General features: G+C 70.8%; 14 protein-coding genes and 1 pseudogene. 2 read left to right on the top strand and 13 right to left on the bottom strand.

What is annotated here, in order from left to right; all coding sequences use genetic code 11:
- Window positions 1-2: 2 nt before the first annotated feature.
- The 4 genes and pseudogenes from ctaD to JAP66_RS17145 form a co-directional block, all read right to left on the bottom strand.
- Entirely contained in the window at window positions 3-1,787 is a 1,785-nt protein-coding gene (gene ctaD / locus JAP66_RS17160; protein WP_199432768.1) for an aa3-type cytochrome oxidase subunit I, read from the bottom strand.
- A 225-nt stretch (window positions 1,788-2,012) separates the two neighbouring features.
- Window positions 2,013-2,760 (bottom strand): annotated as a pseudogene (locus JAP66_RS17155) (alpha/beta fold hydrolase).
- 62 nt (window positions 2,761-2,822) lie between these two features.
- Window positions 2,823-3,125 (bottom strand): Rv1322 family protein, encoded by a 303-nt coding sequence (locus tag JAP66_RS17150; protein WP_199432767.1) that lies wholly within the window; start codon window positions 3,123-3,125, stop codon window positions 2,823-2,825.
- 17 nt (window positions 3,126-3,142) lie between these two features.
- Complete coding sequence (locus JAP66_RS17145) at window positions 3,143-3,904, bottom strand: AraC family transcriptional regulator (RefSeq protein ID WP_372448983.1); 762 nt, start codon at window positions 3,902-3,904, stop codon at window positions 3,143-3,145.
- Window positions 3,905-3,959: 55 nt separating this feature from the next.
- On the opposite strand from JAP66_RS17145, the gene JAP66_RS17140 reads away from it, so the two are divergent.
- A complete protein-coding gene (locus JAP66_RS17140; protein WP_199432765.1) occupies window positions 3,960-4,550 on the top strand; it encodes a class I SAM-dependent methyltransferase in 591 nt (196 codons plus the stop codon).
- Here JAP66_RS17140 and JAP66_RS17135 read toward each other — a convergent pair.
- A complete protein-coding gene (locus JAP66_RS17135; RefSeq protein ID WP_199432764.1) occupies window positions 4,541-5,674 on the bottom strand; it encodes an alkaline phosphatase family protein in 1,134 nt (377 codons plus the stop codon). The genes JAP66_RS17140 and JAP66_RS17135 overlap by 10 nt on opposite strands.
- A gap of 44 nt (window positions 5,675-5,718) precedes the next feature.
- On the opposite strand from JAP66_RS17135, the gene JAP66_RS17130 reads away from it, so the two are divergent.
- Entirely contained in the window at window positions 5,719-5,934 is a 216-nt protein-coding gene (locus JAP66_RS17130; RefSeq protein ID WP_199432763.1) for an FmdB family zinc ribbon protein, read from the top strand.
- Here JAP66_RS17130 and JAP66_RS17125 read toward each other — a convergent pair whose 3' ends face one another.
- The 8 genes from JAP66_RS17125 to JAP66_RS17090 form a co-directional block, all read right to left on the bottom strand.
- Window positions 5,935-7,716: a 3-hydroxyacyl-CoA dehydrogenase family protein gene (locus JAP66_RS17125; RefSeq protein WP_199432762.1), complete on the bottom strand. Its 1,782-nt coding sequence runs from the start codon at window positions 7,714-7,716 to the stop codon at window positions 5,935-5,937. It abuts the gene before it with no gap.
- Between the two features lie 164 nt (window positions 7,717-7,880).
- Window positions 7,881-8,528, bottom strand: coding sequence for a hypothetical protein (locus JAP66_RS17120; protein WP_199432761.1), 648 nt, complete (start codon window positions 8,526-8,528; stop codon window positions 7,881-7,883).
- A 484-nt stretch (window positions 8,529-9,012) separates the two neighbouring features.
- Window positions 9,013-9,687: a dihydroxyacetone kinase phosphoryl donor subunit DhaM gene (dhaM, locus tag JAP66_RS17115; RefSeq protein WP_199432760.1), complete on the bottom strand. Its 675-nt coding sequence runs from the start codon at window positions 9,685-9,687 to the stop codon at window positions 9,013-9,015.
- Window positions 9,684-10,310: a dihydroxyacetone kinase subunit DhaL gene (gene dhaL, locus JAP66_RS17110; protein WP_199432759.1), complete on the bottom strand. Its 627-nt coding sequence runs from the start codon at window positions 10,308-10,310 to the stop codon at window positions 9,684-9,686. Before dhaL ends, dhaM begins: the two co-directional genes overlap by 4 nt.
- Window positions 10,310-11,311, bottom strand: a complete 1,002-nt coding sequence (gene dhaK, locus JAP66_RS17105; protein WP_199432758.1) for a dihydroxyacetone kinase subunit DhaK — start codon at window positions 11,309-11,311, stop codon at window positions 10,310-10,312. The genes dhaL and dhaK overlap by 1 nt, the downstream gene beginning before the upstream one ends.
- Window positions 11,312-11,409: 98 nt before the next feature.
- Complete coding sequence (locus tag JAP66_RS17100) at window positions 11,410-12,390, bottom strand: DUF3558 domain-containing protein (protein WP_199432757.1); 981 nt, start codon at window positions 12,388-12,390, stop codon at window positions 11,410-11,412.
- 47 nt (window positions 12,391-12,437) lie between these two features.
- Complete coding sequence (locus tag JAP66_RS17095) at window positions 12,438-12,692, bottom strand: hypothetical protein (RefSeq protein ID WP_199432756.1); 255 nt, start codon at window positions 12,690-12,692, stop codon at window positions 12,438-12,440.
- A 12-nt stretch (window positions 12,693-12,704) separates the two neighbouring features.
- Entirely contained in the window at window positions 12,705-14,408 is a 1,704-nt protein-coding gene (locus tag JAP66_RS17090; RefSeq protein WP_199432938.1) for a sodium:solute symporter family protein, read from the bottom strand.
- Between the last annotated feature and the right edge of the window lie 16 nt (window positions 14,409-14,424).

Here is a 14,424-nt window from a genome sequence, read left to right as displayed (position 1 = left end):
GCTCACTGCTCGCTCGCGTTGTCCTTGTCGTGCCGGCCGGGGATCGCGGCCTCGGTGAGCACCTCTGACGGTGCGGGGCCCGTCGTCCGGTGCGGCAGTGGCTTACCGGTGAAGGTGATGTGCCCCTCGCCGTGCAGTCGCTCGACCATGTGCGGGTAGTGCAGCTCGAACGCAGGGCGCTCGGAGCGGATCCGCGGCAGCTCGGTGAAGTTGTGCCGCGGCGGCGGGCAGCTCGTCGCCCACTCCAGCGAGTTGCCGTAACCCCACGGGTCGTCGACCGTGACGACCTCGCCGTAGCGGTAGCTCTTGAAGACGTTCCAGATGAACGGCAGCGTCGAGGCGCCGAGGATGTAGGCGCCGATCGTGGAGATCGTGTTCAGCGTGGTGAACCCGTCGCTGGCCAGGTAGTCGGCGTAGCGGCGGGGCATCCCCTCGTTGCCAAGCCAGTGCTGCACCAGGAACGTGCCGTGGAAGCCGATGAACGTGGTCCAGAAATGCAGCTTGCCCAGCGGCTCGTCCATCATCCGGCCGGTGATCTTCGGGAACCAGAAGTAGATCCCGGCGAACGTGGCGAACACGATCGTGCCGTAGAGCACGTAGTGGAAGTGCGCCACCACGAAGTAGCTGTCCGACACGTGGAAGTCGATGGCGGGCGCGGCCAGCAGGATGCCGGTGAGGCCACCGAAGAGGAACGTCACGATGAAGCCGACCGAGAACAGCATCGGCGTCTCGAAGCTCAGCTGGCCCTTCCACATCGTGCCGATCCAGTTGAAGAACTTCACACCGGTCGGCACCGCGATCAGGAAGGTCATGAACGAGAAGAACGGCAGCAGCACCGCGCCGGTCGCGTACATGTGGTGCGCCCACACCGCCACCGACAGCGCCGCGATGCCCAGCGTCGCCCAGACCAGGCCCTTGTAGCCGAAGATCGGCTTCCGGCTGAACACCGGGAAGATCTCCGACACGATGCCGAAGAACGGCAGCGCCACGATGTAGACCTCGGGGTGGCCGAAGAACCAGAACAGGTGCTGCCACAGGATCACGCCGCCGTTGGCGGGGTCGAACACGTGGGCGCCGAGGTGCCGGTCGGCGAGCAGGCCGAGCAGGGCCGCCGTGAGGATCGGGAACGCGAGCAGGATGAGCAGGCTCGTCACCAGGATGTTCCAGGTGAAGATCGGCATCCGGTACATCGTCATGCCGGGGGCGCGCAGGCAGACGATCGTGGTGATCATGTTGACGGCGCCGAGAATGGTGCCGAGACCGGACACCACCAGGCCGGTGATCCACAGGTCGGCGCCCGCGCCGGGCGAGTGGATCGCGTCCGAGAGCGGCGTGTAGGCGAACCAGCCGAAGTCGGCGGCGCCACCCGGCGTGATGAAGCCGGAGATCACGATCAGGCCGCCGAACAGGTACAGCCAGTACGAGAAGGCGTTGAGCCTCGGGAACGCCACGTCCGGCGAGCCGATCTGCAGCGGCAGCACGAAGTTCGCGAAGCCGAACAGGATCGGGGTCGCGTAGAGCAGCAGCATGATCGTGCCGTGCATGGTGAACAGCTGGTTGTACTGCTCCTGCGAAAGGAACTGCAGTCCCGACTGGGCCAGCTCGCTGCGGATCAGCATCGCCATCGCGCCGCCGACCATGAAGAAGGCGAACGACGTGACCAGGTACATGATGCCGATTTGCTTGTGGTCCGTCGTGCGGAACAACCGCAGCAGGTACGAACCCTTCACCGACTCTCGCGCCGGATATGGACGCGTCGCGATCGGCTGGGGGGCTACGGCCGTCACTCCTGCCTCCTGCACTCAAACCCTGTGATGGTCACCGCCGCCACGGGCAGGTACCCCACGGCGGCTAGACGGATCGTAGCCTTCACCGTTTCCGGCCCTGCGCACCGGCTGGGAAGATCACACCGGCACCGGCCGGTGCCCCGACCTCGGCGTTCCCTCGCCATCCGGTCCGCGCCTGGTCAGCGGGCTGCCGGTGCCGCGCCGGCGTAACGTTCGTCACGGACCTCAGGGCAGCCAGTCGAGGATCGCCTTCACCACGCCCTCCGGGTCCTCCAGCGGGGTCAGATGTCCCGCTCCCGGCAGCACGACGAACGTGGCGTCCGGCAGTACCCCGGCCAGCCCCCTGGCCGCGTCCGGTGGCGTCAGCTCGTCCTCCTCGCCGACGATCACGAGCGCGGGCACGGTCGCCTCGCGCAGGAGGTCCGTCGAGTCCGGCCGGGCCGCCATCGCACGCTGCGCCCAGGCCACGCCCGCGGCGGGCTGGTCCTCGACCAGCTCCCTGGCACGGTCCACGAGGTCGGTCCGCGTGGTGCGGGTCGTCTCCCCGAGCACCTTGGGCAGCATGGCGTCGGCGAGCCAGCCGGAGATGCCCTCGGTCTCGGCCCGCTCGGCCACGGCCAGCCGGTTCTGCCGGGCCTCCTCGGTGTCCGCGGTCGCCTTCGTGTCGATGAACACCAGACCGCCGATCCGCTCCGGCGCCGCGCGCAGCACGGCCTGGGTGACGTAGCCGCCCATCGAACAGCCACCGAGCACCACCCGGTCGAGCTCCAGCTTGTCGAGCATCGCGAGCACGTCGCGGGCGGCGTCGTCCAGGCTCGGGGCGCGGTCGGTCTCGGGCAGCTCGGTCCGGCCGAAGCCGCGCTGGTCGGGGGTGATCAGCCGCGTCCGCGCGACCAGCGGCTCGCGCACGCCGTTCCACATGCGCGCGTCCAGGGGGGAAGGCATGCAGCAGCACGAGTGGGAGTTCAGCCATGCCCGCATTGTCCTCGACGGCCGCGCTCCTTTCAGTGCGCGGCGGGACCGGGCGTGGCCTCGTCAGCGGCGCCGGGTCGGCCGCCGCCGCTGCCTTGCCTGCCAGCAGGCGCGATGCCAGTGCCGCCGGTCCGCCGACGATCCGACGCCCTCCGCGGGCCAGGCCACCACGTGCGGGGTGCCGGGCCGGATCTCGTGGTCACAGCCGGGGCAGCGGTAGAACTTCGTGGCCTGCACACCCGGCACCGTGCGCACCAGCCAGTCACCGTCGGACCCCGACTCCGCCTGCGCCCAGCCGGTCGCCGCTCCGAGTGCGGGCGCGGGCGCACCGGGACGACCGCGCCGGGAGCGGTTACGTCGAGGCATGACTTCACGGTAGCGACCTACGCGCCGAAGTACGCACCGGGCGGCACGCCGACGGCACGCCGGAACGCGGCGACGAACGCGCTCGGCGCCGAGTACCCGACCCGGCGGGCGACGCCGGACAGCGGCATCCCTGCGGCGAGCAACGGCAGCGAAGCCCGCAGTCTGGCCCGGGTGCGCCAGCTGCCGAACGTCACGTTGGTGTCGCGCAGGAACAGCCGGGCGAGGGTGCGCTCGCTCGCCCCGGCCAGCGGCCCGAACTCGGCGAGGCCACGCGGATCCGCCGGGTCCGCGATCAGCGCCTCCGCCACCAGGCGCGCCCGCGGGTCCGCCGGCATCGGCACGCCAATCGGGGTGAGCGCGACCGGCTCCAGCACGTCGAACACCACCGCCTCGGCTCGCAGCCGCGGCTCGGCCTCGACGTCGCCGCTGAGGTACTCCAGCAGCTCGCGAAGCAGCGGAGAGATGCGGACCATCCGCGGCTCAGCCCACGTGATCGGGCACCGGGCCGGATGCGCGTAGATGCCCCGCAGGGCCGTCCGGCCGGACGCGCCCGTGCGGTGCACGGTGCCCTCCGGCAGCCACAGCGCCATGGTGGGCGGCAGCACCCAGTGCGCCGCGCCGACGTTCACGACGGCCGCGCCCCGCGACGCCCACACCAGCTGATGCTGGTCGTGCACGTGCCACGGGATCCAGGTTCCGTTCGGCAGCTCGAACTCGCCGAGGACCAGAGCGCCGGTGCCGACCGGCACCGGACCGGATACGTGACCGTCTGACGACACGACTTGGCAGCATAGCGTCTTCCGGACACGGCGTTGGCTTCGTAGCGTGCCGGACATGGCGATGAACCTGGTCCACCGATGGCTGTGCCGCTCCGAACGCTGGGCAAGGAAGGTCGAGCACGAGATGCTTCCCTGGACGCTCGCCGGCGTCGAGCTGGGCGAGCGGGTGCTGGAGATCGGCCCCGGCTACGGCGCGAACCTGCGCGTGCTCGTCCGGCAGGTGCCGGAGGTGACCGCCCTGGAGATCAGCGCGGAGCTCGCCGAGGGACTCCGGCGCCGCTACGGCGGCCCGGCCACCGTCGTCCACGGGGACGGCGCCGCGATGCCGTTGCCGGACGACGACTTCAGCGCCGTCGTCTGCTTCACAATGCTGCACCACGTGCCCACGCGGCAGCGGCAGGACGCGCTGTTCCGGGAGGCGTTCCGGGTGCTGCGCCCTGGTGGCACCTTCGCGGGCGGCGACGGGGTGCACGGCCTCGCGTTCCGGCTGCTGCATCTCGGCGACACTTACAACCCGGTGCCTCCCGCAACGCTGCCGGGCCGCCTGGCCGCGGCCGGGTTCACCGGTATCGAGGTGAGCACGGCGGGTGGCCGCGCGCAGCGCTGGCGGGCCCGCAAGCCGGCCGAGCCGCCACCTCAGCCGTAGGCGACCGCGAACGGCACCAGCTGCTCGGCGGTGGTGAACGAGCCGTGCTGGCCGGTCAGCGAGGACTCCAGCGGCTCGGCGAGCTCGCGCAGCATGCCCGAGCGTCCCCGGGCCGCCGCCACGACGTCGCCGATCCGCGGGCGCACGTGGTCGGCGACGCGCGGGCCGAACCAGCCGTGCTCGATCGCCTGCTCCCGCTCGACCACCCACGCGCGGGCACCCAGCCTCTCGCGCCAGGCCGCCAGCACGTCCGGTGCGGCGCCGTCCTCGGTGTAGACGTGCCGGGCACGTACCTCGCCACCGACCGCCCGCACGCCGGTGAGCAGTTCCGGTTCGGCGTCCAGATCCACGGCCGTGTCGTCCACCGCGACCATGCCGTGGTCGGCCACCACGGCGAGCAGCGCTCCCGCGGGCAGGCCGTCCACCAGGGCCTCGACGAGCCGGTCGACCTGGCGCAGCTGCATCCGCCACGGGGCGGAACCGGGGCCGTGCAGGTGGCCGAGCAGGTCCAGATCACCGTGGTAGGCGTAGCAGAAGGCACCGGCAGGGCGCAGCGCGTCGAGCGCCGCCGCGGTGAGATCACCGAGCGCGTGCACGCCGACGTAGCGACCGCCGTGGAGCACGGCACGGGTGAGCGCGGTTCCGGCGAACCGGGCGGCGGAGACCACGCGCACCTCCAGCCCCGCCGCGTCCGCGCGGGCGAACGTGGTCGGCAGCGGCTGCACCTGCTCCGGCGGTGCCGGTCCGCGCAGGTCGGCGCCGGTCACGTGATCGCACCAGGTCAGCGCGTTGAGCAAACCGACCTCGGGCAACTCGAAGGTGTAACCGGCGAAGCCGTGCTCACCCGAGGCCAGCCCGGTGCCGAGCGCGGCGAGACCGGCGGCCGTCGTCGCCGGGTACCCGACGCGCAGCGGGGTGCGACGCAGGCCACTGAGCACGGGCGCGTCGGCGGCGTGCTCGGCCAGCAGTTCCCAGCCGAGGCCGTCGATCACCAGCACGCAGGCTCGCGACACGCCGGGCAGCTCCAGCGAGCCGGAGAACCCGGGCGCGCCGAGCGCGGCGAGCAGCGAAGGCACCACCTGGCTCAGGTGCGGCGTTTCCTCGTCCACCAGCGGTAGATCCACGTGCCCAGCTTTCCACCCGAGGGCGGCCGGGCGATAATACCGGTATGCCGACCTACGCGTACCGCTGCCGGGAATGCACCGAGACGTTCGAGCTGAACCGGCCGATGAGTGAGTCGGGCGCCCCCGCACCGTGCCCCGGTGGCCACGCGGACACCGTCAAGCTGCTCACCACGGTCGCGCTGACCGGCTCCGCGAGCACCCCCACCCCCGCACCGGCCGCCACCTCGGGCGGCTGCTGCGGCGGCGGCTGCTGCGGCTAGCTACTGGGTGTAGTCGCGGAAGCCCTTGCCGGTCTTGCGGCCGAGACGGCCGGCGGTCACCAGGTGTTCGAGCAGGGGCGCCGGAGCGAACCCGGCCTCCCGGAACTCGTTGTAGAGCGTCCGCTCGATGGCCAGCGACACGTCGAGCCCCACCACGTCCAGCAGTTCGAACGGTCCCATGGGCAGCCCGCAGCCGACCTTCATCGCGGTGTCGATGTCGTCCGCGCCCGCGTAGTGCGCCTCCAGCATCTTCACCGCGTCGTTGAGGTACGGGAACAGCAGTGCGTTGACGATGAACCCGGCGCGGTCGCCGCAGTGCACCGGGTGCTTGCCGACGGCCTCGCACACCGCGTGCACGGTCGCCGCGACCTCGGGAGCCGTCGCGATGGTGCTCACCACCTCGACCAGCTTCATCGCGGGCGCGGGGTTGAAGAAGTGCATCCCGACCACGTCGCCCTGCCGGGAAGTGGCCGAGGCGCATTCGATGACCGGCAGGGAGGACGTGGTGGTCGCCAGGACCGCGCCGGGCTTCGCCACCTCGTCGAGCGCCGCGAACACGGCCTGCTTGACCGAGAGCTCCTCGGCGACCGCCTCGATCACCAGGTCGGCGCCTGCGAGCCGCTCGAACTCCACCACCGGTGCGATCCGGCCGAGCGCGGCCACGGCATCCTCTTCGGACAACCGGCCCTTCACCACGGACTTGTCGAGCGACTTCCGCACCTTCGCGACGGCGGCATCCGCCTTGTCCCCGCTGCGTGCCCGGAGCACGACGTCGTAGCCTCGCTTGGCGAAGACCTCCGCGATACCGGTGGCCATCGTGCCCGTGCCGATCACGCCGACCTCGCGCACCCGCCGCGCATCCACACCGTCCACAATAGATGGCGCGGCGGAAGCGGCGTCCGCGACCACGGTCGGCGAGTCCGGCGCGTCGTAGCTGTAGAAGCCGCGTCCGGACTTGCGGCCGAGCAGCCCGGCCGTGATCATCTGCTTGAGCAGCGGCGCGGGCGCGTGCAGCCGGTTGCGCGACTGGTGATACATCGTGTCGAGGATCTCGTAGGCGGTGTCGAGGCCGATCAGGTCGAGCAGCGCCAGTGGCCCCATCGGGTACCCGCAGCCGAACCGCATGGCCGCGTCCAGGTCCTCGCGCGTGGCGTAGCGCTGCTCGTACATCCGCACGGCATGGTTGAGGTAGCCGAAGAGCAGGGCGTTGGCGATGAAACCCGCGCGGTCGCCCATGACCACCGGCGTCTTGCCGAGCCGCCCGGCGAAGGCCACCACGTCCTCGACGACGTCCGGCTCGGTGACCACCGTCCGCACGACCTCGATCAGCTTGAGCACCGGCGCCGGGTTGAAGAAGTGCATCCCGACGACCTTGCCCGGGCGCGAGGTGTGCACCCCGATCTCGGTGACCGACAGCGACGACGTGTTCGAGGCCAGGATCGTCTCCGGCCGCGTGATCTTGTCCAGCTGGGCGAACACGTCGGCCTTCACCGCCAGGCTCTCCGGGATCGCCTCGATCACCAGGTCGGCGTCACCGAGGTCGGACAGCGACGTGCTGTAGCGGATCCGGCCGAGCAGCGCGGCCCGGTCGTTCTCGTCGAGCTTGCCCTTGCTCAGCGCCCGGTCGGTGGAATGCTCGATGTGCCCGCGGCCGCGGGCGATGCTCTCCTCGTCCAGCTCGACGCCCACAACGGAAAGACCGCTGCGGGCGAGGACCTCGGCGATACCGGCCCCCATCGTGCCGAGACCGACGACTCCGATGGTCGAGAACTCACGCGCCACGGCCTGCCTCCAGCGGTTACCGGCTAGTAAGAAGCACTGATCGTGCCACGGCAGGGCGCCACTCGGCAGTACGGAATCGAATCAGGTGGCCGGAACCGCTCGTGAGTGCGCACACGAGTTAGAACTCGTCTACGCACTCACGAGGGCTGACCAGCGCGGTCGTCTCAGGCCGGTGGCAGCTTGCCCCAGGCGATCTCGGCCAGCTCCCTGGCGACCGGACAGGGCTCGCCGCCCATCGACGCCGGGAACAGCAGCCTGACCACCGCGAACTCGCGTTCTCCCCCGACCGCGCGTGCGAACTCGATCTGCTCGGTCGAGACGGTGCACGTCGCGACACTCGACGTGGTGGCCTCCCGTACCGAACTCGGCCGCCCCGCGATGTCCTCGGCCATGTCCCCCGGCGGCTGGACCGCCGTCACGAAGTCGAGCTGCACGTTGGGTTCCTCGCCGCCGAGCGAACCCCAGGTGCACTGGTGCTCGGCGGGGTAGAGCGTCACGTCGCCGGCCGCGACCCCCGCCTTCGCCGCCACCACACCGGGCGGCAGCAACGCGCACGCGGACAGCCGAACCAGGGAGTTGTGCGGTGGCTCCCAGTGCTCGACCTCGCCGGCCCGTAGTGTCCGGGCGATGCCGTCGGCACCAGCGTGCGCGACGACGCACAACTGCTCGACGCCGAGTTCGGAATCCGAGTTCTGTGGCCGCGCCAGCACGGAGATCGCCATCTCGTCGGCGAGCAGGACCTCCAGCTCGCAGGGCATCTCGGCGCTGTCCGAGGTCTGCAGCACCCGCAGGCCACGGGGCAGGGTCCGCACCTCGCGCGCCGCTCCTCCGGCAACAAGTCGGCTGGTCGCAGCAGACCGAAATCGACCACCACGTTCTCCCGGCCGAGGGACACGGCGAGCCGGCAGTAGTCCAGCGACTCCCGCGCCAGCGGCCGCGCGGAGCCGTACTCGGCGAAGTCGCCGGCATCGGCGAGACCGCAGGGGTCCAGCGTTCGGAGGTCGCCCAGTGCGGCCGAGGTCAGTGGTCGCTCGACCCGTTCGTCCGGCACGGCGCTGCCCGGCACCGGACCGCCACATCCGCTGAGGGCGAACAGAACCACGGCGAGCAGCGCACCGGCGAGACGAGAGTCGGTCATTCCAGAGGGACGCCGCCCGGGCGGGTGCCGTTCCCTCCCCGGCACCGCTGTCACCCGGTCGTTGCCGGGAGGCGGGGAAAGGCCGGCTCCGCCGGGCCCGCGGGCGGAATGGGCGGCGCCTCCCGCGCGGAACCAGGGTTTCACCGGTCGATCCGGATCTACTCGTCGAAGTCGCGCTCGACCAGCGCCTCGATACGGCGCAGCGCCTCCTCCGCCTGTGCACCGGCAGCCCTGACCTCGATCCGGTCGCCCTTGCGCGCACCGAGAGACATCAGCGCGAGCACGCTGTTGCCGTCCGCCTCGTCGTCACCGAGCCGGATCCGGACGTCGGCGTCGAGGCCCGCGATGCTGCGCACCAGCAGCGCGGCGGGCCGTGCGTGCAGGCCGACTTCGTTGCGCAGGGTCAGCTCCGCGGTCCGCGCACCCTCGGCGGCGGCAGCGGGCTCGCTGACCTCGGGTGCGGCGCCCGCGGCGGTCGCGGCCTCCGCGACACCGGCCCGGTCGGCGCCGCCCTGCGCGGCCACCGCGGCGGCAACCGTGCCCTCCACCAGCGGCGCGTCGACCACCACGGCGCCACCCGGATCGGGCAGCGACTCCACGGCCATCTCCGCGGTCATCTGGGCGCTGCCGAGGTCGTAGAGCAGCACGGCCCCCGCACCGGTGTCCGCCTGCTGCACGGCCGCGAGCACCCCCTCGTAGTCGGTACCGATCTCCCCGTCGGGCAGACCACCGGCCGCGAGCACGGTGACGTCGGGCGCCATCTGCGCCGCCAGCTCCACCACGCCCTCGGCGAGCTTCGTACTGTGCGAGACGACGACCAGCCCGACCCTCATGCCCGGCCCGCCGCGGTCGCGAAGGCCCGCAGCAGCAACGCCGTCGAGCGAGCACCCGGGTCGAGGTGCCCGGCACTGCGTTCACCCAGGTACGAGGCCCTGCCCTTGCGCGCGACGAGCGGCACCGTGGACTCGGCACCCTTGTCGGCGGCATCCGCGGCCGCGCCGAGCAGCGCGGCGACGCCGTCGCCCTTGGCCGCCTCGGCGGCCTCCACCGCGGGGCTCAGCGCGTCCACCATCGTCGCGTCCCCCGGCTCGGCCTTGCCCCGCGCCACGACACCCTCCAGGCCGGCACGCAGCGCGGCCACCACCGCCTCGGCGTCCAGTTCGGACTTTCCGGACACCGCGGTCGCCGCCCGCAGGAACGCGGTGCCGTACAACGGCCCCGCGGCCCCGCCGACCTTCGAGATCAATGTCGTCGCCGCGTTCTTCAGCACCGCGCCGGGCGTGTCCGGCACTTCCTCCAGTGTGGACAGCACGGCGGCGAACCCGCGGTTCATGTTCTCGCCGTGGTCACCGTCGCCGATCGGCCGGTCGAGATCGGTGAGCTCGACCCGATGTTCCGCGATGACCTCCGCGGCTTCCCGCAGGGCGGCCACGACATCGCCTGCCGCGCAGGCCATCACATCCCCCACCGCAGCGCGGGCGTGTTCACCGGCGAGTCCCACAGATCCGCCAGCTCGCTGTCCAAGCGCAACACCGTCAGGCTGATCCCCTGCATCTCCAGGCTGGTGACGTAGGGCCCGACGAGATGCCTGGTCACGTTGATGCCCCGGTCGGCGAGCAGTCGCTCGGCGATCCCGTGTGCCAGGTAGACCTCCACCAGCGGGGTGCCACCCATCGAGTTGGTGAACAGCAGTACGTCGTCCCCGCGGGAGAACGGCAGGTCCTCCACGACCGCGGAGACCATCCGCTCGACGAGCGCGTCGGCCGGCTCGGCCTTGATCCGCTCCCGGCCGGGCTCACCGTGGATGCCGATGCCGAACTCGACCTCGTCGGGGCCGAGCTCGAAGCTCGGCTCGCCGATGTGCGGAACCGTGGGCGCGGTGAACGCGACGCCGATCGAGCGAACCTGGCCGATCACCTTGCGCGCCACGGCTTCCACGTCGTCGAGCCGATCACCACGCTCGGCCGCGGCACCGGCGATCTTCTCCAGCAGCACGGTTCCTCCGACGCCGCGCCTGCCCGCGGTGAAGGTGGAGTCGGCCACCGCCACGTCGTCGTCGATGACGACGGTCCGCACGTCGAGTCCATCAGCAGACGCCAGCTCGGCCGCGGTCTCGAAGTTGAGCACGTCGCCGGTGTAGTTCTTCACGATCAGCAGCGCGCCCGCGTCGACGGTCGTGGCCTTGATCGCGGCCTGCACCGCATCGGGTGTCGGCGAGGTGAACATCGCGCCGGGCACGGCCGCGTCGAGCATGCCGTGACCGACGAAACCGGAGTGCAGTGGCTCATGCCCCGAGCCACCGCCGGAGATGAGGGCGACTCTGCCGCGGACCACGGTGTCGGCGCGCAGGACCACGTCCGGGTCGTACTCCACCCGGAGCAGATCGGAGTGCGCGGCGGCGAGCCCCCGGAGCGAGTCGGTGACCACCGTCGCCGGATCGTTGATGACCTTCTTCACGCGAACCTCCAGCCACGGCCTCGTGCGGACACGGTGACCAACCTAGTCCCCCCGCACCCTTTCCCGCCAAGGGAGAAGCGGAAACGTCGGCGCCGCGCTCAGGGCGAGGGAAGTCCCGCGGCGATGTTCCTGGCGACCTCGGCCGCCTTGCCGCACGCGTCATCGCCATCGCCGTCCTCGCTGGCGAAGCTGAACGAGGCGGAGACGAGCTCCGCCTCGTCGCCGTCGACGAGCGGGCGATGCTGCCAGGAGACTTCACACTCGACGGTGTCGGTCGTGCCCTTGCGCTGGACAGCCGTCACGCCGTCGCCGAGATCGACCGGGCTGCCCTGGTCGGGCTCCACCGGGTAGCCGACCCGGAACCGCACATTCACACTCGGCCGCTCGTCCACATCGAACTCGCACGTGTGCAGTCCCATCGGGCGTTTGCGCAACTCCTGCTCGCCGAGCACGGTGGCCAGTACCGGATCGTCCACACTCGCGCACGGATCGACTCCGAGCAGCGAGCCCGGCTCCTCCGCATAAGTCACCGGCTCGGCGTGCAGTTCCCGGATCACCTGCTGCAGCACCGTGTATCCGGGCCCGCACGGGTCGCCGCCGCGGTAGTCAGCCTGCACGGCGATGCCCAGACTCGGGTCCCTCGCGGTCACCGCGGTGACGAAACACGTGGCCTCATCGGTCTCCTTCTCGATCAGCGGGAGACCTTCGACGTTGCCGGTCGCCTGATCGGGCAGGACCGCCGACTCACCGAGGTCCAGCACCAGGTTGATCGCCTTGCCGCCCGCGTCCCGCACCTCGATCCGGCAGGCGCCCCATTCGACCGCCTCGGGTTGCCCGGCCTGCCCGAGTTCGCCCGCCGCGCCGTCGAGCAGCGGGCACGGGTCGACCGTACGCAGCGCCGACGCGGCGACGGCCGGGTCGTCGATCGGCCCGGTGGGCACCTCGCCCTGCCCGCCGCTGCCCGGCGCGGCCGTGACCGTCGTGCGCTGGTAGTTGGCCTTGGCCAGGTCCTCGCCTCCGCACCCGGTGAGGAGGCCGAGCAGGACCACGCCGAGCAGGGCGGGAAGGGCAACGCGCATGCCGTGCACGTTAGCGGGACGGCCCCGCCGCTCGGCGCACGACCTGCCTACTCCTGCTCGGGCTCCTCCGGTACCCGCAACGGCCGTACCTTCACCCACAGCACGAACAACGCCGCGAACACCAGCATGCCGAGGCCCGCCCAGAGATTGATGTTGACGCCGGCGGACTTGGCGATCTCGGCCTCGGAGGTGAAGCCGATGCCCATCACGGTGGTGACCGCGCCGTACACGCCCATGAGCAGGGCGATGACCGTCCGGACGTCGAACACGCCCGCGCGGTGCGATCCGGATTCGGTTGCCATGGCTCGATCCTCCTAGAAGAAGATGATGTTCAGCGCGATCGTGATGGCCAGCGCGATGCCTGCCAGTAGCGCGGGCCTGCGGTACCAGCCCGCGTCCTCACCCGTGGTGGAGTGCTGGCGGGTGTCCTTCGGAGTCAGCGAGTAGACGAGCCCGACGAGCTGGTTCGCCGGCTTGGGCTGAGTCGCGTAGGTGGCGACGACGCTCACGGCGATGTCCACCACGAAGGCCGCACCGGCGCCGACGAACGCGCCGCCCTGTCCGGGCAGGTCCCAGACACCGAACTCGGTAAGGCCGAACACGGTCACCGCGGCGGCGGTACCGGTCACGAGGCCGAGCCAGCCCGCGGTCGGCGTCATCCGCTTCCAGAACATACCGAGGATGAACGTGGCGAACAGTGGCGCGTTGAAGAACGAGAACAGCTGTTGCAGGTAGTCCATCAGGTTGCTGTAGGTGGATGCGATGAACGCGGTGCCGATCGCCAGAATCGTCGCGGCCGCGGTGACCACGCGGCCGACCCGCAGGTAATAGTCGTCCGGCCGGTCCTTCTTCAGGTAGGTCTGCCAGATGTCGTAGGTGAACACCGTGTTGAACGAGCTGAGGTTGGCCGCCATCCCGGCCATGAACGACGCGAGCAGGCCCGCGATGGCGATGCCCAGCATGCCGTTGGGCAGCAGATCCCGGATCAACAGCAGCAGCGCGTCGTTGAACGTGGCGCCGCTGGGAGCCGACCCGCCCTGCATGAGGGCGGCCTTGTTCTCGCCCATCAGCTCGGTGACGGTAACCCCGGCGATCATGCCGGGGACGATCACGATGAACGGGATGAACATCTTCGGGAAGGCGCCGATGATCGGGGTCCGCCTGGCCGCCGACATGCTCTTGGACGCCATCGCGCGCTGGACCTCGACGAAGTTGGTGGTCCAGTAACCGAACGAGAGCACGAAACCGAGCCCGAAGACGAGCCCGAGCACCGAGAGGAAGTTGCTGCCGAACCCGGTCAGCTGGTTGCCGGGCCAGGTGCTGAGCTGCTCGGCACCGCCGGGGCCGCCGGAGACCTTGTCGGCGAGGCCCTCCCAGCCACCGACCTTGTAGAGCCCGACGATCGTGAGCGGCAGCAGCGCGGCCACGATGACGAAGAACTGGAGCACCTCGTTGTAGATCGCGGCGGACAGGCCCCCGAGCGCGGTGTAGGTCAGCACGATCGCGGCCGCGATGATCACCGAGACCCAGGTCGGCCAGCCGAGCAGCAGGTTGATCACGCTGGCGAGGAGGAAGAGGTTGATGCCCGCGATGAGGATCTGGGCCGTGGCGAAGCTGATGCCGTTGATCAGGTGCGCGGGCTTGCTGAAGCGGCGCAGCATGAACTCGGGAACGCTGCGCACCTTCGAGCCGTAGTAGAAGGGCATCATCACGACGCCCAGGAAAAGCATGGCCGGGACCGCGCCGATCCAGAAGTAGTGCGCCGTCGGCATGCCGTACTGGGCACCGTTGGCGGACATGCCCATGACCTCGATGGCGCCGAGGTTCGCCGCGATGAACGCGAGCCCGGTCACCCAGGCCGGCAGCGAGCGCCCGGAGAGGAAGAAGTCGAGACTGGTCGACACCTGGCGCCGGGCCAGGTAACCGATCCCGAGGACGAGCAGAAAGTAGAACGCGAGCAACAGGTAGTCGATCGCGTTCGCGTCGAGGCGTAGGTCCGCCTGGGCGAGCACGTGCACCCGATCCACCTCCGGA

Source organism: Qaidamihabitans albus (assembly GCF_016464705.1).
Lineage (GTDB): Bacteria > Actinomycetota > Actinomycetes > Mycobacteriales > Pseudonocardiaceae > Qaidamihabitans > Qaidamihabitans albus.
This window is presented reverse-complemented; position numbering and strand designations above follow the sequence as displayed.